The sequence below is a fragment of the Sphingomonas melonis genome, from assembly GCF_013409985.1.
Taxonomy (GTDB): domain Bacteria; phylum Pseudomonadota; class Alphaproteobacteria; order Sphingomonadales; family Sphingomonadaceae; genus Sphingomonas; species Sphingomonas melonis_A.
Map to the genome: position 1 here is coordinate 188,454 of NZ_JACCBY010000005.1, position 16,945 is coordinate 205,398.

Below are 16,945 nucleotides of genomic sequence, written 5' to 3' on the forward strand. Positions count from 1 at the left end.
TTGCGTGTTGCGCCATAGATGGCCCGCGCGGGACCCGGCGTAAACGGAAACGCTGGAAACCGACCGTTTCCGCGCTAGGTTCCCGCGCCTGTCGAAGGGACCATGATGCGCTTACCCGATCTCGAAGCCTGGGCGATCTTCGCCGCCGTCGCCGAGCACAATTCCTTCAGCGCCGCCGCCGATGCGATCGGGCTGAGCAAGGCGACCGTGTCTAAGGCGATCACGCGGCTGGAGGAGCAGATCGGCCAGTCGCTGTTCCACCGCACCTCGCGCCGGCTTGCGCTGACCGAGGCGGGCAAGCCCCTCGCCGCACATGCCACGCGGATCCTCGCCGAGGCGCATGCCGCCGAGGAAGCGGCGCGCGATGCGCTGAGCGCCCCGACCGGCCGCGTTCGCCTCGCCGCGCCGATGAGCTTCGGGGTCCGCAACGTTGCGCCGCTGCTCGCCGAATTCCTCGCCGCGCATCCGGGTATCGAGATCGACCTGCATCTGTCCGACGCGCGGGTCGATATCGTCGCCGAAGGCTTCGATGTCGCGCTGCGCATCGGCGACCTGCCCGACAGCAGCCTGCGTGGCCGCCGCCTCTGCGATGTCCGGACGCATGTCGTCGCCGCCCCCGCCTATCTCGCCGCGCACGGCACGCCGGCGCACCCCGCCGACCTCGCGCGGCATCGCGTGCTCGGCTATTCCAACGTGCTCGCGCCGTGGCGCTTCCAGCATATCGACGGCAGCGAGGCGGCGATCCGGCCGCAGGGGCCGCTGATCGCCAACAGCGGCGAGGCGCTGCTGCCGACGCTGATCGCCGGCCTCGGCATCGCGCGCCTGCCCGGCTTCATCGTCGGCCCGCATATCAGCAGCGGCGCGGTCGTGCCGATCCTGCCGGAATGGTCGACCGCGGCGATCGGCCTCCACCTGCTGACGCCGCCGAGCGCGCTGCGCCCGGCGCGGGTCGAGGCCCTGATCGCCTTCCTCTCCGGCCGGCTACGCGACCCCTGTGCGGAGGATCAGCCCGCGCGCGCGACCTGAAAGCCGGCGAAGGACTGGCTGACCGGCATCAGCTCCAGCCGGTTGATGTTGAGGTGCGGCGGCAGCGTCGCCACCCACAACATCGTCGCCGCGATATCCTGTGCGGTCATCGGATCGGCACCCTTGTAGAGCGCATCGGACGCCGCCTGATCGCCGCCGGTGCGCACCGTGGTGAATTCGGTCTCGACCATCCCCGGCTCGATCGAGGTGACGCGCACGCCGGTGCCGTGCAGGTCGGAGCGCAGCCCGAGCGAGAATTGCTCGACGAACGCCTTGGTGCCGCCATAGACGTTGCCGCCGGTATAGGGGTAGGTCGCGGCGACCGACGACAAATTGATGATCGCGCCCTTCCGCGCGATCAGCCCCGGCAACAGCCGATGCGTCAGCGACACCAGCGCGGTGACGTTGGTCGCGATCATCGTCCGCCAATCGTCGAGGCTCGCCTCCTGCGCCGGCTTGGTGCCGAGCGCGAGGCCGGCATTGTTGACCAGCAGGTCGATATCGCGCCACGCCTGCGGCAGTCCGGCGATCGCCTTGCCGGCCGCCGCGTCGTCGGCGACGTCGAAGGCAAGCGTATGCACCGACTCGCCGAGCCGCGACCGCAGCGCATCGAGCCGCTCGACGCGCCGGCCGGTGGCGATCACCCGCCACCCCGCCGCCACGAACGCCTCGGCCGCCGCTGCGCCGATCCCGGCGGTCGCGCCCGTGATGAAAGCCGTCTTGGTCATGTCGTCTCCGCTGATCCTGTCACGATGGGTCAAAGCGCCACCGCTCTACATCGATCCCCCGCCGCATCGCCAATAGCGATTGCGACACGGCGCCGGTCGTGACCGATCGCCTGCGCGACCCTCCTCACGCCGCAGGAACCGCCGCTATCCCGCAACGTTGTTACGCCACTTCAACGATCTACGGAGAACCCCAGGTGTCGAGACCGGATCAGCCGGCCGTTCGATCGGCGGATGCCGAGCTGTCGCATCTCCTCACGCTGCTGCGCGCCCGCGGCTATGGCTTCGTGACGCCGACGCCGGCGACGCATGCGCGCGTGCTCGCCCGGCCGGACCGTCAGGCGGCGGCCTGCGTCGAGGACATGCTCGGTTGGAGCCTGCCCTATCGCCCCGGTGACTGCGACGCGGAGATCGAGGCGATCCTCGACCGCGCCGGGCTGGTCGAGACTGTCGGCGACCGCCGCCGTGCGACGATCCGCGTCTCGCGCCTGCACGATCACCTGTTCGTCCACTCGGCCTATCCCACCGATGCGGCCGACGCCGTCTTCTTTGGTCCCGACAGCTATCGCTTCGCCGACCTGATCCGCGACGAACTGCGCGACTGCCCGGCGCGGGAGGGTGCGCAGATGGTCGATATCGGCACCGGTTCGGGCGTCGGCGGGCTCGTTGCCGCAACCGCCTGCCCGGGGTTGTGCATCCATATGACCGACGTCAACCCAGCCGCCCTGCGCTTCGCCCGTGTCAACGCCGCTGCCGCCGGTATCGCCGCCGACTTCCACGAGAGCGACAGCCTCGCCGCGATAACCGGGACGATCGACGTCGCGACCGCCAACCCACCCTATGTCATCGACGACGGCAAGCGGCTGTACCGCGACGGCGGCGCGATGCACGGCGGGCAGGTCTCGCTCGACATGGCGGTCATGGCGATGGATCGGCTCGCCCCCGCCGGCCGGCTGATCCTCTACACCGGCAGCGCCATCGTCCGCGGCCAGGACCAGCTCCGCGCCGCGCTTGGCGAGGCGGCGGCAGAGCGGGGCTGCGCGATGCGCTATCGCGAGATCGACCCCGACGTGTTCGGCGAGGAACTGGAGAACGACCTATACCGCGACGTCGACCGCATCGCGCTGGTGGCCGCGGTCGTCACCCGCCCCGGCTGAGCCGCGCCCGCCCGCCAGCCGCATCACCGCCATGTCGGCGGTGACGTTGCCGACGGTGCGGAACAGGTCGGGGATCGTCTCGACCGCAAGCAGCAGCGGCAGCAGCTCGACCGGCACGCCGAGCGCCAGGCACACCGGCCCGATCGTCGCGAAGAACGACACCTGCGCCGGCAGGCCAACCGCGGCGAGGCTGACCGCGGCGGCGACCAGCGCCCCCATCACCAGCATGCCGATGCCCGGCGACACGCCGTAGACCGCCGCCAGATACAGCGCGACCGCGATATTGGCGGCAGCACTGGCGGCGCGGAAGATCGACACCGCGAGCGGCAGGATGATCCCCGCCGCATTGCGCTCGATCCCCAGCGCCGGCGCCGCCTCGATCATCGCCGGCAGCGTCGCCAGCGAGGATTGCGTGCTGAGCGCGACCACCTGCGCCGGCAATGCCGCCTTGGCGAAGCGGATCGGCGACAGGCCGCCGAAGACCAGCACGACGACATAGGCGAGCACGCCGATCAGCAGGCAGGCGCAGGCGACGACCACGACATAATGGGCGAGCACCGCCACCGCGCCGCTCCCCGCCCGCGCGCCGAGCCCGAAGGCCAGCGCGAACACGCCGATCGGTGCGACCAGCAACACCCATTGCACGATCACCAGCATCGTCTCGGCGATCGCGCGGAACATCGTCTGCAACGCGCGTTGCAGCTCGGGCGCGACGCGCGCCGCGGCGAAGCCGAAGAACAAGGCGAAGACGACGAGCGGCACCATCGCGGTCTCCGCCGCCGCCTTAATCGGGTTGGTCGGGATGATGTTGCCGAGCCAGTCGCCCGCGCCGCCGATGACCGGTACGGTGCCGACCGGCCGCAGCGCCGCCGCATCGCCGACCGGCCACAGGTGCAGCAACAGCGACGTGCTCGCCGCCGCCGCAAGGCATCCGCCGCACAGCAGCGCCGCGAACCAGAGCAACGCACGCAACGCCACCCGATCCTGCCGCGCGTCCTGTGCCGCGCCGAGGATACCGGTGACGAGCAGCGAGAAGACGAGCGGCACCACCGTCATCGTCAGTGCATCGAGCCACAACCGCCCGACCGGCGCGGTGACTTCCAGCATCGGCGCGGCGAGCGGTCGCCCGCTCACCACAGCCCCGCCGATCAGGCCGAGCGCCAGTCCGGCAAGGATGCGCACCGCGGATCGATTCAACGTGCCGGTCCCGCTGCGAGTCCTGATGATCGCCCGTGTCGCTCGATATGCAAGACGCTCCCCTTCGCGGTGTCGGTCAGGCAACGCAGCAGGAGCGCAAAGGTTTGGCGAACAGCGACTATCGCTGGCGTTTTACCGCGATCCCGCGGTCACGCCGCCCCCATGTGGACGGGTATCGACCGATCGCGTCGTCTCAGGACGCGTACCATATTCGGGTCGGATCATCGCTGTCTTCGAGAAAGCGGCCTGTGTAGACCGACGTGCCCGCGCCCCCACAGCTGGACATATGGTCTTTCAAATCCTCGATCGCGAGGGACAGGCGCACCGCCGGCAGATCGATGTTCTTGCTGTCCATCAGCACCAGGGCCTGCTCGAGCAGACCCAACGCCCTTTCGCACGTAACTTGCACCGCACCCTCCCCGAACGTCCGGGTCATCCGGATCGTAGCGACAAGATACCGTCATGATTATTAACGCGCAGTTACCGCCCAGTAAAAGACGGCCTTACGATAATATATAGTTACACAATCTACTTGCCTTTACTGGTTAATTGGTCATCATTGTTGCTGACATTACAGATCAACAGGCGGGCCAATCACATGCAGTGATACGCAATATCAATACACACAGGCAGTACAGGCCGTAGCGCAGCTGATCAGAAGGGCAGTACGGCGCATCCGGACGATGCACAAAGGCTGACGGTGCGAGGGCTCTGGCGAAGTGATCGCGTCGCATGGTCACAGTACGGACGACCGCGGCGAGCGACGCATATCTCGCCCCCCCCCCAAACGCGGCCAGCAAGCTCGCCGGATCGAATGCGCAATCCCGCCGTGCCGTCGTATAAAAGGGCCGCGGGCTGGCACCCGCGCCGTCACGGCGTGTCGAACAGCGCCGCCAATTGCTCGATGATCGTGCCGCCCAGTTGCTCGGCGTCCATGATCGTCACCGCGCGCGCATAATAACGCGTCACGTCGTGGCCGATGCCGATCGCGACCAGCTCGACCGGCGACTTGCCCTCGATCCAGCCGATCACCTGCCGCAGATGGCGTTCCAGATAGCTGCCCGAATTGACCGACAGCGTCGAATCGTCGACCGGCGCGCCGTCGCTGATCACCATCAGGATGCGCCGCTCCTCGGGCCGCGCGATCAGGCGGCTGTGCGCCCAGAGCAGCGCCTCGCCGTCGATATTCTCCTTGAGCAGCCCCTCGCGCATCATCAGCCCGAGGTTGGTGCGCGCGCGCCGCCACGGCTCGTCCGCCTTCTTGTAGACGATGTGGCGGATGTCGTTGAGCCGCCCCGGCTGCGGCGGCCGGCCCGCGGCCAGCCATGTCTCGCGCGACTGCCCGCCCTTCCACGCGCGCGTCGTGAAGCCGAGGATCTCGGTCTTGACGCCGCAGCGCTCCAGCGTGCGCGCGAGGATGTCGGCGCTGATCGCGGCGATGCCGATCGGCCGGCCGCGCATCGAGCCCGAATTGTCGATCAGCAGCGTCACCACGGTGTCGCGGAAATCGGTCTCGCGCTCGATCTTATAGCTCAGCGACTGACCCGGCGTGACGACGACGCGCGCCAGCCGCGCCGCGTCCAGCATCCCCTCGTCCTGATCAAAATCCCACGAGCGCGATTGTTGCGCCATCAGTCGCCGCTGCAACCGGTTGGCGAGCTTCGACACCGCCGATTGGAGATGCGCGAGCTGCTGGTCGAGATAGCCGCGGAGCCGCGCCAGTTCCTCGGCGTCGCACAGATCGGTGGCGGCGACGACCTCGTCGAACTGCGTCGTCCACGGCTTGTATTCGAACTGCGGCATGAAGTCGCTGTTCGGGCGGTTGGGACGCACCGGTTGCATCCCCTCCTCGCCCTCGTCGCCGGGCTCGCCGTCGAGGTCGTCCATCGACTGGTCGCCGAATTCCTCGCCGTCACCCTCGTCGCTGTCGGATTCCTGCGCCTCGCCGCGCGCGTCGATCTCGCTCTCGCCCTGACCGCCGTCCTGCTCCTGGTCCTCCTCGCCTTCGTCCTGCTGCTGCTCGTCGGCGCCCTCGTCTTCGGACCCGCCCTCGTCGGCATTTTCCGGCAGCACCTCGCCCTCGACCAGCTCGAGCTCCTCGAGCATCTTCATCGCAAGGCTCTGGAACGCCCGCTGGTCATCGAGCGCGAGCGCGAGGTTCGACAGGTCGGTGCGCGAGTCGATCCATTCGCGCACCAGCGCGAGCCCGGGCGCGGCGGCGGCGGGCGCCTCCAGCCCGGTCAGCTTCTCGCGCACCAGCAGCGACAAGGCGCTGGCCAGCGGCACCTCCTCGCGCGTCCGGGCGCGCGTGATCGGGTCGCTGCGCATCCGCACGTCGAGCGCATGCGCCAGATTGTCGGTGATCCCGGCATAGCCGCGGCTGCCCAGCGCCTCGACCCGCGCACTCTCGACCGCGTCGAACACCGATCGCGCCACCGCCTCGGCGGGCGCATGGCGCGTATGCAGCGCGATATCGTGATGCCGCAGCCGCAGCGCGAATCCGTCGGAGAAGCCGCGCGCCTCCGCCACCTGCTCGGCGGGAAGCGTGCGCGCGGGCATCGGCACCTTGATATGCTTGCCCGATTGCGTCGGCGCGTCGGCCGTGAAGCCGAGATCGACCTCCGGCTCCTCCGCGATCGCGCGCGCCGTGCCGGCGAGCACCGCCTTGAATCGGTCGAGGGGGGTATCGTTTGCCATTAAGTTTCCAAGGCTTGCATTGCGGCCCGCTTCAGCGCCGGGAGTTCGTTCCGGATGACCCGGAAAATCACTTCGGGATCGACGTCATCATAGGCGTGCCGCATCAGGTTACCGAGCCCCCGGACCCGCTCGATCGGGAGGTCGGGTGCGATCCGCGCCATCTGCTCATGGCCGATTTTGATCACCGCTTCCGCGATCCGTTCGAGGCAGCGCTCGGTGGCATCAAGCGTCCGGTGGTCACGCCTGAACGCCGCCTCGTCCATCCCGACGGTGTATTCGTCGATACGATCGATGTTCTCGACGATATCGAGCAAGCGACCCTTCGGATCCTTAGAAGACATGCACGCGATCCCGTTCGATCTCAGCCTGCAACCAAGGCTTCTTGACCGGCTCGGTCACGAGGTCGACTTTGATGCCGAGCATCTCGCCGATCCTGCCCTCGATACCAAAAAAGCCAAACGGCCCGAGTTGCCACACCGTATCATAATCCATCGTGGCGAGCAGATCGATATCGGAGTCCGGGCGCGCCTCATCGCGTGCCGTCGATCCAAAGATCGACAATTGCGTGATGCCCAGCTTCCGCAGGTCGCTCTCGCGCGACCGCAACCGCTTGAGCGCCTCCGCTCTGGTCATGCCGCCCCCTTACGCTTTCCCCACCACGCTCTCCGGCAGGTCCTTGCCGAACACGCGCTGGAAATATTCGGCCACCAGCGGTCGCTCGTTCTCGTCGCACTTGTTGAGGAAGCTCAACCGGAACGCGAAGCCGACGTCGCCGAAGATCAGCGTGTTCTGCGCCCAGGTGATCACCGTGCGCGGGCTCATCACCGTCGAGATATCGCCGTTGACGAAGCCCTTGCGCGTCATGTCGGCGACGCGGACCATCTGTTCGACGGTCTTCTTGCCCTCGGGCTTGTCATATTCGCCTGACTTGGCGAGCACGATCTGCGATTCGACCGCCGCCGGCAGATAGTTGAGCGTCACGACGATGTTCCAGCGGTCCATCTGGCCCTGGTTGATCTGCTGCGTGCCGTGATACAGCCCGCTGGTATCGCCGAGGCCGACCGTATTGGCGGTCGCGAACAGCCGGAACCACGGGCTCGGCCGGATCACGCGGTTCTGGTCGAGCAAGGTCAGCTTGCCTTCGGTCTCCAGCACGCGCTGAATCACGAACATCACGTCGGGCCGCCCCGCGTCATATTCGTCGAACACCAAGGCGGTCGGCGTCTGCAGCGCCCAGGGCAGCAGGCCCTCGCGGAATTCGGTCACCTGCTGGCCGTCGCGCAGCACGATCGCGTCTCGGCCGATCAGGTCGATGCGGCTGATATGCGCGTCGAGGTTGATGCGGATGCACGGCCAGTTGAGCCGTGCCGCGACCTGCTCGATATGGCTCGACTTGCCGGTGCCGTGATAGCCCTGCACCATCACGCGGCGGTTGTGCGCGAAGCCAGCCAGCACCGCCAGCGTCGTGTCGGGATCGAAGACATAGGCGGGATCGAGGTCGGGAACGCGTTCGTCCGCCACGCTGAACGCGGGCACCTGCATGTCGCTGTCGATGCCGAACAGCTCGCGCACACCGACCATCTTGTCGGGGGCGTCGAGGATCGTGGTCTCGCGGCTGTCAGGCTGGGTGTTCGGGATATCGGTCATCGGGTCGGGGCACCGTTTCGAAGCTGGCAAATGAGAGGCGGCCCTCCCCAACGCGCGAAGCGAGCGAATGGCGCAACACCTATCCAGTGGAAACGGATTGGCCCGGCGTCAAGCCGCCGCGCCGCTTCTTCGTCATTCCGGGGGAAGCCGGATGACGATCGAGGCGTCTCCATCCGTCGCCTCCCAAGTCCGCCATCTCCACGTCCGCGGAGACGACGGACTCTCGGGAAGCAGCGAGCCACACCAGCGCCCGCGAAATCAAACGAAGGCCGGCGCCTGCCGCAATTGCTGGTACGCCGCGATGACCGATTGCAGCATCGCCTCGTGACTGCGGTCGCCGCCGTTACGATCGGGATGATAGCGCCGCACCAGCTCCGAATAGCGTTTGCGCAGTGCCAGCCGGTCCGCATCCGCCGCCAGCCCGAGCACCTTGAGGCTCGCCCGGTCCTGCCCCGACAGGGGCTTGCCGTCGCTCCGCTCGGGCGCGACCTCGCGGCGGTAGCGCGCGCCGATCGCATCCAGCGGATCGTTGAAGTCCGCCCAGCGTGGCCCCTGGTCGCCATAGCCCGCCCGCGCAAAGGCGCGCGTCTCGTTCTCCCAGCCGGCCATCGGCCGCTGCGCCTGATGGATCTCGTCGGCGGTCATGCCGGCGAAGTAATTGTAGCGGCTGTTGAAGGCGCGCACGTGGTCGAGGCACATCCAGCGGAATGCGCCCGGCCCGTTGCTCGTCGCGGCGCCCTCCAGCGGCGGTGCGCGGAACTCGCCCGGTTCTTCGCATCCCGGCTCGGCACAGACCCGGCCCTGGGCTTCCATCCGACCGTGGAACCGCGTCTGCGGCCGGTCCTTCTTGTCACTCGCGCGCGTCACGAACGCTCCCTAATTGGCGCAATGCCGATATATAGGCGCGATGACCGACACCGCTACCGCCGCTCCGCTCGCCGATCTCATTGCCGCGCGTCTGACCGCCGCGCTCGCGCCCACCCACCTCGAGGTGCGCAACGACAGCCATCTGCACGCCGGCCATATGGGCGACGACGGCACCGGCGAATCGCACTTCACCGTCATCGTCGAAAGCCCGTCCTTTGTCGGCGCCAGCCGCGTCGCACGCCAACGTGCGGTGAACCAAGCGCTCGCCGATCTGTTGTCGACGCGCATTCATGCGCTCGCCATCAAGGCCCGCGCCCCGGGGGAGTGACGCGATGGTCTATCGCTTATGGTACTGGCCGACGATCCAGGGGCGCGGCGAGTTCGTCCGCCTCGCCCTCGAAGCCGCGGGGCTCGACTATGAGGATTGCGCCCGGACCATGGGCGCCGACGCGATGATGCAGGACCTGGCCGAGCGTGCGAAGGACGGCCGCGGCCCCTATGCGCCGCCCTATCTGGCGCTCGGCAGCCTCGCCATCGCGCAGGTCACCAACATCCTCCAGTTCCTTGGCCAGCAGCACGATCTGGTGCCATCGAACCTTGCCGACCGCTATTGGCTCAACCAGTTGCAGCTCACCATCGCCGACGTCGTCGCCGAGGTGCACAACGTCCACCATCCCGTCGCGATGATGGACTATTACGACACCCAGGCCCACGAGGCCGCGCGCGCCGCCGAACAGTTCCGCGACCAGCGCCTGCCGAAATACCTCGACCATTTCGAGGCCGCCGCGGCGCACGGCCCGACCGAATGGCTGGTCGATCATCGCTGGACCTATGGCGACACCTCGCTGTTCCAGCTGATCGAGGGGCTGCGCTACATGTTCCCCAAGCGCATGGCGACGCTGGAGCCGCGCTATCCCGCGCTGCGCCGCCTCCATAATGCGGTCGCCGCCCTCCCCGGCATCCGCGCCTATCTCGCCAGCGACCGCCGGCTGCCGTTCAACACCGACGGCATCTTCCGCCGCTACCCCGAACTCGACGCGGCCTAGCCACCCGAGCATCCGTGCCGAGCCGGTCGAAGCACAGGTGAGACCCACCTGCCCGTCGCCACGCTCAGCGCGAGCGGATAGGTAAGGAACGACACCGTTTCGCGTTTGCCGCCTTCGCGCCGCCGCCACGACGGCGTAGAGCCGAAACCATGGCCCGCATCCCCCGCCCCGCCGCGCGCATCCTCCTCGTCGACAGCGAAGGCCGCGTTCTGCTTATGCGCTTCACCCCCGACGACCGTCCGCCGCTCTGGTGCACGCCCGGCGGCGCGGTCGATCCCGGCGAAACCTATGCGCAGGCCGCCCGCCGCGAATTATGGGAGGAGGTCGGCCTCGACATGGATTGCGGGCCGGAGGTGGCGCAGCGTACCTGCGAATTCCTCACCTTCGAACGCGTCGAGGTGATCGCCGACGAACGCTATTTCCGCGTCGACATCGATCACCACGAGGTCCGCGCCGGCGCGCTCACCGAATTGGAGCAGCGCGTTCTCGCCGGCTCGCGCTGGTTCGCGCGGCATGAACTGGCCGACTGGCCCGAAACCATCTATCCCGCTGATCTCGAACAGCTTCTCAGCGAAACGGAGCCTGCCCGTGCTCGATGACTTCGTTCTTCAGACCATTACCCCGGTCACCCACGACCTCGGCGGCTTCAAGGTGCACCGCACGCTGCCCAACAAGGAGCGGACGATGGTCGGCCCGTTCCTGTTCTTCGACCAGATGGGGCCGGCGCATCTCGAAATCGGCAACGGCATCGACGTGCGTCCGCATCCGCACATCAACCTCGCGACGGTCACCTATCTGTTCGACGGCGCGATCGACCATCGCGATTCGCTCGGCACGCGCCAGCGGATCGAGCCCGGCGCGGTCAATCTGATGACCGCAGGCCAGGGCATCGTCCATTCCGAACGCTCGCCCGGCGACGAGCGGCAGGCCGGACCGGCACTGTCGGGCATTCAGACCTGGCTCGCGCTGCCCGAGGCGCAGGAGGAGATGAACCCCGCGTTCGAGCATGTCGCCAAGGCCGAACTGCCGACGATCGCCGCGCACGGCGCCCGCGCGCGCATCATCATGGGCGATCTGTGGGGCGCGCGCGCGCCGACCACCACCTATGCCGGCACGATCTACGCCGATATCGCGCTCGATCCCGGCGCCAGCGTGCCGATCGACGCCGCCGCCGAGGAGCGCGCGGTCTATCTCGCGATGGGCGAGGCGACGCTGGAGGGCGTGCCGCTCGAACCGATGAAGCTCTACGTGCTTCGTCCCGGCATCGCCGCGACGCTGCGCTCGGCGAGCGGCGGGCGCGCGATGCTGGCGGGCGGCGACGCCTTCCGCACCCCGCGCCACGTCTGGTGGAATTTCGTCTCGTCGAGCCGCGAGCGCATCAACGAAGCCAAGCGCGCCTGGAAAGCGGGCGAGTTCCCGGTGGTGCCCGGCGACGACAAGGAATGGATTCCCATTCCCGAAGTCCCGAACACGGTGAGCTATCCCTAACCTCACATGTCATCCTCGCGAGGGCGGGGATTCATAGACGCTGACGATGCGACTCAAGCAGGAACCCGCGCGTCTGGATCCCCGCCTTCGCGGGGATGACGATCGGGGGAAACGGCACGACGCAAACAGGAGAGCCTCATGACCCCAGCCCTACAGCGCATCGTCCTCCCTACCGGCGTCGAGCTCGACGTCGCCATCGCCGGCGCGCCGGAACATCCGCCGGTGATCCTGCTCCACGGCTTTCCCGAATCGCACCGCACGTGGCGCGGGGTCATCCCCGACCTCGCCCGTGACCATTATGTCGTCGCCCCCGACCAGCGCGGCTTCGCCCGCTCGTCCAAGCCCGAGGGCGTCGAAGCCTATGCCGCCGACCAGATCCTCGCCGACCTCATCGCCCTCGCCGATCACCTGAGCATCGACCGCTTCACGCTGGTCGGTCACGACTGGGGCGGCGCGATTGCCTGGATGGCGGCGCTCGCCCGCCCCGACCGCGTTGCGCGGCTGGTGATCGTCAACGCGCCGCACCCCTATCTCTTCCAGCGCGCGCTGTTCGACGAACCCGGGCAGCGCAAGGCGAGCCAATATATCACCCGCTTTCGCGACACGACGATCGATCAGGGACTGACCGGCGCCGGCCTGGAGCGCTTCCTCGGCTCGACCTTCGCGCATCACGTCACCCAGGCGATAGCGGGCGCCGACAAGGCCGCCTATCTCGACGAATGGTCGCAGCCCGGCGCGATGACCGCGATGCTCAACTGGTATCGCGCCTCCAGCGTCATCGTCCCCGCAATAGACGAGGCGCCGCCCCGCCCCGTCTTCCTCGACCGCCCCTTCCCGCCGGTGACGCAGGAGACTTTGGTGATCTGGGGCATGCGCGACTCGGCCTTGCTGCCGGTGCTGGTCGACGATCTCGGCCCCTACGTGCCGAAGCTCACGGTCGAGAAGATCGACGCCGGCCATTTCGTGCCATGGGAAAAGCCCGAGGCGGTCGTCGCCGCGATGCGGCGGTGGAACATCTGACGCCTCGCGCCCGCCCTCGCCCCGGGAGAGGGAAAAGGTGTGCAGCGCGGAGGGGCGAGGATGAGCGCGAACTGCCAGCTTTCGCGTTGCTGACCAAAACATTCCTCATGCGTTCAGGCGGATAGGCGGAAAAGGCCGCCATGCTCTTCGCCATCCCGACGGCCGAAGCGCGCCACAAAGGAGTGTTACGATGCGTAAGATCATCATTGCCGCCATCGCCGCTGCGACCATCATGCCCGCCGCCGCCGCAAGCGCGCAGAGCGCCCGCGAGGTCCGCCAGAGCGAGCGGGAAGTCCGCCAGAGCGAGCGCGACCTTGCCCGCGCCCGTGCCTATGGCGACCGCGGCGACGTCCGCGAGGCGCGCCGCGAGGTTCGTGAGGATCGCCGCGAGCTGCGCGAGGACTGGCGCGACTATCGCCGCACCCATCGCGACGTCTACCGCCGTGGCGGCTACGCCGGCCCGCGCGGCTATCGTTATCGCCCGGTGGCCGTCGGCTATCGCTTCGCCCCGGAATATTATGGCCAGCGCTACTGGATCAACGACTACGGCACCTACCGCCTGCCGCGTCCGGGCTACGGCTATCAGCGCTGGGTCCGCTACGGCAACGACGTGGTGCTGGTCGACACCCGCTCGGGCCGCGCGGTGCAGGTCTACAACCGCTTCTTCTATTGATGACCGCTACTCCTCCCCCGCCAGGGGGAGGGGGACCGTTCGGCGCAAGCCGAACGGTGGAGGGGGAGGACAGGTGGAAGCCCCAATTTGGCTCCCGCCCTGTCCTCCCCCTCCGTCACGCCTGCGGCGCGCCACCTCCCCCTGGCGGGGGAGGATTTAGCTAATCCGCCTCATAGGCCCCACGCCGCATCACATAGTCGCGCGTTTCATAGGGCGCCGGCAGCCCCTCGACCCACGCGCCATGCGCATGGGTCAGCGCCACCAGCTCCATCGGCGTCTCGCCCGGCCAGCCGCGCACCCGCACCTCGTGCCGGTGGAGATCGCGGTTCGGCTCCATCATCACCCAGCCGAGCGGCCGGTCATCGCCAGCCCGCCCGCCCGCCGCCGCCATCGCCGCGACGATCCGCGCGCGCCCCTCGGCGGACAGATACTGCCACACCACCGAGTGCATCAGCACCCGCGTCACGCCCGCCTCCTGTGGCTCGGCGAGCCGTGCCTCGACCCAGTCCGCCGCATCGCCCTGCACCAGATCGACGCCATGCGCGCGCACCTCGCCGATCGCCGCCGCGAGCCGCGCTAGCCGCTCCTGTGCGTCGACCCAGACATAGGCCTCAAGCCGCGCCGCCTGCGCGGGGTCGCCGACATCGACCGGCGCGATATCGACGCCGCGCGCACCCACCACCTCGACCGCAGCCGAAGGCGGCGTCACCCCGCGCCACTCCGGCGCGATCCGCACCGCCGCATCCGCCGGCCCGACCGCCACGCCACCCAGATCGAATCGATAGCGCCCGAGCATCAGGTTGAGCCCCGCGCTCGACCCGATCTCCAGCACCTCGACGCGCGGCCCGGATCGGCCTGCGAGATGCAGCAGCCCGGTCATCAGCCCCGCCGAGCGCGCCGCCTCGTTGGTCTGCGGCGGCCCGTCGAGCCACGGCAGCAGCGCCGCATCATGCGCCAGCACCGCCTGCCCGAGCAGGGTAGCGACCGCGCCATCGTCGGTGACCTCGCCGGCGAACACCCGCGACAATCCGGCATCCGCGCCCACCCGATGCAGCGCATGCAGCCCGCCGACCAGCCGCAGCACCAGTGCGTCCGCCACCGGCTCGCCCGCCCAGTCGAGCACGCGCCGCCCGGTCGCGCTGTCCCGGTCGAGTACCTGCCCCAGCGCCGTGCACACCCGCGCGGTGATCGGCGCCGCCATGGCGGCGCAATAGGCCGCCTGGATCGTAAACGCCTGCCGGTTCTCTGCGTCGCCCGCCATCGACTCGCTCCCCTTCGTCGCGCTCTGTTGCGCCCACCCCGACCCGTCAGTAAAGCCCGGACCGTGTCGACACCCCCATTAGTCATCGCCGTGCCGAAAGGCCGTATCCTCGCCGAGGCCCTGCCCCTGCTCGCTCGCGCCGGCATCCATCCGGAGGCCGCGTTCGGCGACCCCGACAGCCGCGCGCTGCGCTTCGCCACCGACGTGCCGCATATCGAGCTGATCCGCGTCCGCGCCTTCGATGTCGCGACCTTCGTCGCGCACGGCGCCGCGCAGCTCGGCATCGTCGGGTCGGACGTGCTTGCCGAATTCGCTTATTCCGAGCTCTACGCGCCGGTCGATCTCGGCATCGGTCATTGCCGCATCTCGGTTGCAGAGCCCGCCGCGATGGCCGCGACCGACGATCCGCGCGGCTGGAGCCACGTGCGCGTCGCCACCAAATATCCGCACACCACCGCCGCGCATTTCGCCGCGCGCGGCGTGCAGGCCGAATGCGTCAAGCTGAACGGCGCGATGGAGCTGGCGCCGACGCTCGGCCTCGCGCCCCGCATCGTCGACCTCGTCTCCTCGGGCAAGACGCTCAAGGAAAACGGTCTCGTCGAAGTCGAGGTGATCGCCGAGGTCACCAGCCGCCTGATCGTCAACCGCGCCGCGATGAAGACGCGGCCGGAGGTCGTGCCGCTGGTCGAGGCGTTCCGCAAAGCGGTGGCCTCCCAAGACAAGCCCCTCCCCTTCAGGGGAGGGGTTGGGGGTGGGGGAAGTCTCACCGAGACCAACACCGGTATGCCCCACCCCACCCCCTCCCGTGAAGGGGAGGAGCTACGATGATCCGCCTCGACACCCGCGACGCCGGCTTCGCCGACGCCTTCACCGCCTTGGTCGAGGGTCGTCGCGAAGCCTCCGCCGACGTCACCCGCGACGTCGCCGCGATCATCCGCGCGGTCCGCGACGACGGCGAAGCGGCGGTGGAGGCCTTCACCCGCAAGCTCGACCGCCACGACCTCGCCGAGACCGGCTGGCGGATCGAACCCGCCACCTGCGCCGCCGCCTACGCCGCGCTCGACCCCGCCCTGCGCGACGCGCTCGACCTCGCCGCCGCACGCATCCGCGCCTATCACGAGCGCCAGAAGCCGACCGACAGCGATTATGTCGACGAGGCCGGCGTCCGCCTCGGCGCGCGCTGGCGCGGCGTCGATGCCGCGGGCCTCTACGTTCCCGGCGGCCGCGCGGCCTATCCGTCGTCCCTGCTGATGAACGCGATTCCCGCCAAGGTGGCGGGCGTCGGCCGGCTGGTGATGGTCACGCCGACGCCGGACGGCCAGATCAACGATCTCGTCCTCGCCGCCGCGCATCTCGCCGGCATCGACGAAGTGTGGCGGATCGGCGGCGCGCAGGCGATCGCCGCGCTCGCTTATGGTGCCGGCCGCATCCTCCCGGTCGACGTGATCACTGGCCCCGGCAACGCCTGGGTCGCCGAAGCCAAGCGGCAGGTCTATGGCGTCGTCGGCATCGACATGGTCGCCGGCCCCAGCGAGATCGTCGTCGTCGCCGATGCGTTGAACGACCCGCAATGGACCGCCGCCGACCTGCTCAGCCAAGCCGAGCACGACGTCACCACGCAATCGATCCTCTTCACCGACGACGCCGCCTATGCCGACCGCGTCGCGGCAGCGGTTGAGGAGGAACTGGCGATCCTCCCCACCGCGGCGGTCGCCCGCGCCGCCTGGGACGCCAATGGCGCGATCATCGTCGTCGAGTCGCTCGAAGCCGCCTGCCCGCTGGTCGACCGCCTTGCGCCGGAGCATCTCCAGCTCGCCGTCGACGACCCGCAATCGTTGTTCGACCGGGTCCGCCACGCCGGCAGCGTCTTCCTCGGCCGCCACACGCCGGAGGCGATCGGCGATTACGTCGCGGGGCCCAACCACGTCCTCCCCACCGGCCGCCGCGCCCGCTTCGCCAGCGGCCTGTCGGTCCTCGACTTCATGAAGCGCACCAGTTTCCTGGGGCTGGACGAAGCCGCCCTCGCCGAGCTCGGCCCCGCCACGGTCGCCCTCGCCCACGCCGAAGGCCTCCCCGCCCACGCCCGCTCGGTAGCCCTACGGCTGCGGCTCAACCGGTAGATCGTTGGCCGCCGCCCTCGC

General features: G+C 68.8%; 19 protein-coding genes. 10 read left to right on the forward strand and 9 right to left on the reverse strand.

Going from position 1 to position 16,945, the window contains the following annotated elements; all coding sequences use genetic code 11:
• The first annotated feature begins 105 nt into the window (after positions 1–105).
• On the forward strand, positions 106–1,026 hold the full coding sequence (locus HD841_RS16220; protein WP_179509929.1) for a LysR family transcriptional regulator: 921 nt from the start codon (positions 106–108) through the stop codon (positions 1,024–1,026).
• Here HD841_RS16220 and HD841_RS16225 read toward each other — a convergent pair.
• A complete protein-coding gene (locus HD841_RS16225) occupies positions 1,005–1,754 on the reverse strand; it encodes an SDR family NAD(P)-dependent oxidoreductase (protein WP_179509930.1) in 750 nt (249 codons plus the stop codon). The two genes, HD841_RS16220 and HD841_RS16225, sit on opposite strands and share 22 nt — an antisense overlap.
• 194 nt (positions 1,755–1,948) lie before the next feature.
• Here HD841_RS16225 and HD841_RS16230 point away from each other — a divergent pair, with 194 nt between their 5' ends.
• Entirely contained in the window at positions 1,949–2,908 is a 960-nt protein-coding gene (locus tag HD841_RS16230) for a methyltransferase (protein WP_373563048.1), read from the forward strand.
• Here HD841_RS16230 and HD841_RS16235 read toward each other — a convergent pair.
• The 7 genes from HD841_RS16235 to HD841_RS16265 form a co-directional block, all read right to left on the reverse strand.
• The gene (locus HD841_RS16235) at positions 2,849–4,105 is read right to left on the reverse strand and encodes a dicarboxylate/amino acid:cation symporter (RefSeq protein ID WP_179509931.1); all 1,257 of its coding nucleotides are present in this window, start codon (positions 4,103–4,105) and stop codon (positions 2,849–2,851) included. The genes HD841_RS16230 and HD841_RS16235 overlap by 60 nt on opposite strands.
• A gap of 193 nt (positions 4,106–4,298) precedes the next feature.
• Positions 4,299–4,490: a hypothetical protein gene (locus HD841_RS16240; protein ID WP_179509932.1), complete on the reverse strand. Its 192-nt coding sequence runs from the start codon at positions 4,488–4,490 to the stop codon at positions 4,299–4,301.
• A gap of 485 nt (positions 4,491–4,975) precedes the next feature.
• Entirely contained in the window at positions 4,976–6,802 is a 1,827-nt protein-coding gene (cobT, locus tag HD841_RS16245; RefSeq protein WP_179509933.1) for a cobaltochelatase subunit CobT, read from the reverse strand.
• Positions 6,802–7,116, reverse strand: coding sequence for a HepT-like ribonuclease domain-containing protein (locus tag HD841_RS16250; RefSeq protein WP_257015670.1), 315 nt, complete (start codon positions 7,114–7,116; stop codon positions 6,802–6,804). The genes cobT and HD841_RS16250 overlap by 1 nt, the downstream gene beginning before the upstream one ends.
• Before the next feature lie 16 nt (positions 7,117–7,132).
• The gene (locus HD841_RS16255) at positions 7,133–7,435 is read right to left on the reverse strand and encodes a nucleotidyltransferase family protein (protein ID WP_179509935.1); all 303 of its coding nucleotides are present in this window, start codon (positions 7,433–7,435) and stop codon (positions 7,133–7,135) included.
• 9 nt (positions 7,436–7,444) lie between these two features.
• Positions 7,445–8,449, reverse strand: coding sequence for a cobaltochelatase subunit CobS (gene cobS / locus HD841_RS16260; protein ID WP_179509936.1), 1,005 nt, complete (start codon positions 8,447–8,449; stop codon positions 7,445–7,447).
• A gap of 258 nt (positions 8,450–8,707) precedes the next feature.
• A complete protein-coding gene (locus HD841_RS16265) occupies positions 8,708–9,262 on the reverse strand; it encodes a J domain-containing protein (RefSeq protein ID WP_179509996.1) in 555 nt (184 codons plus the stop codon).
• A 94-nt stretch (positions 9,263–9,356) separates the two neighbouring features.
• On the opposite strand from HD841_RS16265, the gene HD841_RS16270 reads away from it, so the two are divergent.
• The 6 genes from HD841_RS16270 (at position 9,357) to HD841_RS16295 (ending at position 13,543) form a co-directional block, all read left to right on the forward strand.
• On the forward strand, positions 9,357–9,644 hold the full coding sequence (locus tag HD841_RS16270) for a BolA family protein (RefSeq protein ID WP_179509937.1): 288 nt from the start codon (positions 9,357–9,359) through the stop codon (positions 9,642–9,644).
• Positions 9,645–9,648: 4 nt separating this feature from the next.
• On the forward strand, positions 9,649–10,362 hold the full coding sequence (locus HD841_RS16275) for a glutathione S-transferase (protein ID WP_179509938.1): 714 nt from the start codon (positions 9,649–9,651) through the stop codon (positions 10,360–10,362).
• 149 nt (positions 10,363–10,511) lie between these two features.
• On the forward strand, positions 10,512–10,961 hold the full coding sequence (locus HD841_RS16280) for an NUDIX hydrolase (protein ID WP_179509939.1): 450 nt from the start codon (positions 10,512–10,514) through the stop codon (positions 10,959–10,961).
• Entirely contained in the window at positions 10,951–11,850 is a 900-nt protein-coding gene (locus HD841_RS16285; RefSeq protein WP_373563049.1) for a pirin family protein, read from the forward strand. The genes HD841_RS16280 and HD841_RS16285 overlap by 11 nt, the downstream gene beginning before the upstream one ends.
• A gap of 138 nt (positions 11,851–11,988) precedes the next feature.
• A complete protein-coding gene (locus HD841_RS16290) occupies positions 11,989–12,870 on the forward strand; it encodes an alpha/beta fold hydrolase (protein ID WP_179509941.1) in 882 nt (293 codons plus the stop codon).
• Positions 12,871–13,060: 190 nt separating this feature from the next.
• The gene (locus tag HD841_RS16295) at positions 13,061–13,543 is read left to right on the forward strand and encodes an RcnB family protein (protein ID WP_179509942.1); all 483 of its coding nucleotides are present in this window, start codon (positions 13,061–13,063) and stop codon (positions 13,541–13,543) included.
• A gap of 160 nt (positions 13,544–13,703) precedes the next feature.
• On the opposite strand, the gene HD841_RS16300 is transcribed toward HD841_RS16295, so the two are convergent.
• On the reverse strand, positions 13,704–14,804 hold the full coding sequence (locus HD841_RS16300) for a DUF2332 domain-containing protein (RefSeq protein WP_179509943.1): 1,101 nt from the start codon (positions 14,802–14,804) through the stop codon (positions 13,704–13,706).
• 90 nt (positions 14,805–14,894) lie between these two features.
• Here HD841_RS16300 and hisG point away from each other — a divergent pair, with 90 nt between their 5' ends.
• Positions 14,895–15,632, forward strand: a complete 738-nt coding sequence (hisG, locus tag HD841_RS16305; protein ID WP_373563050.1) for an ATP phosphoribosyltransferase — start codon at positions 14,895–14,897, stop codon at positions 15,630–15,632.
• Positions 15,629–16,924, forward strand: coding sequence for a histidinol dehydrogenase (gene hisD / locus HD841_RS16310; protein ID WP_179509944.1), 1,296 nt, complete (start codon positions 15,629–15,631; stop codon positions 16,922–16,924). The genes hisG and hisD overlap by 4 nt, the downstream gene beginning before the upstream one ends.
• Positions 16,925–16,945: the final 21 nt, after the last annotated feature.

Bases quoted from the DNA above. Each gene is read 5' to 3' on its own strand.
- HD841_RS16295 (WP_179509942.1), top strand. From the start codon at position 13,061: ATGCGTAAGATCATCATTGCCGCCATCGCCGCTGCGACCATCATGCCC.
- HD841_RS16255 (WP_179509935.1), bottom strand. From the start codon at position 7,435: ATGACCAGAGCGGAGGCGCTCAAGCGGTTGCGGTCGCGCGAGAGCGAC.
- HD841_RS16300 (WP_179509943.1), bottom strand. From the start codon at position 14,804: ATGGCGGGCGACGCAGAGAACCGGCAGGCGTTTACGATCCAGGCGGCC.
- HD841_RS16220 (WP_179509929.1), top strand. From the start codon at position 106: ATGCGCTTACCCGATCTCGAAGCCTGGGCGATCTTCGCCGCCGTCGCC.
- cobT (WP_179509933.1), bottom strand. From the start codon at position 6,802: ATGGCAAACGATACCCCCCTCGACCGATTCAAGGCGGTGCTCGCCGGC.
- cobS (WP_179509936.1), bottom strand. From the start codon at position 8,449: ATGACCGATATCCCGAACACCCAGCCTGACAGCCGCGAGACCACGATC.
- HD841_RS16265 (WP_179509996.1), bottom strand. From the start codon at position 9,262: ATGGAAGCCCAGGGCCGGGTCTGTGCCGAGCCGGGATGCGAAGAACCG.
- hisD (WP_179509944.1), top strand. From the start codon at position 15,629: ATGATCCGCCTCGACACCCGCGACGCCGGCTTCGCCGACGCCTTCACC.
- HD841_RS16280 (WP_179509939.1), top strand. From the start codon at position 10,512: ATGGCCCGCATCCCCCGCCCCGCCGCGCGCATCCTCCTCGTCGACAGC.
- HD841_RS16290 (WP_179509941.1), top strand. From the start codon at position 11,989: ATGACCCCAGCCCTACAGCGCATCGTCCTCCCTACCGGCGTCGAGCTC.
- HD841_RS16275 (WP_179509938.1), top strand. From the start codon at position 9,649: ATGGTCTATCGCTTATGGTACTGGCCGACGATCCAGGGGCGCGGCGAG.
- HD841_RS16225 (WP_179509930.1), bottom strand. From the start codon at position 1,754: ATGACCAAGACGGCTTTCATCACGGGCGCGACCGCCGGGATCGGCGCA.
- HD841_RS16270 (WP_179509937.1), top strand. From the start codon at position 9,357: ATGACCGACACCGCTACCGCCGCTCCGCTCGCCGATCTCATTGCCGCG.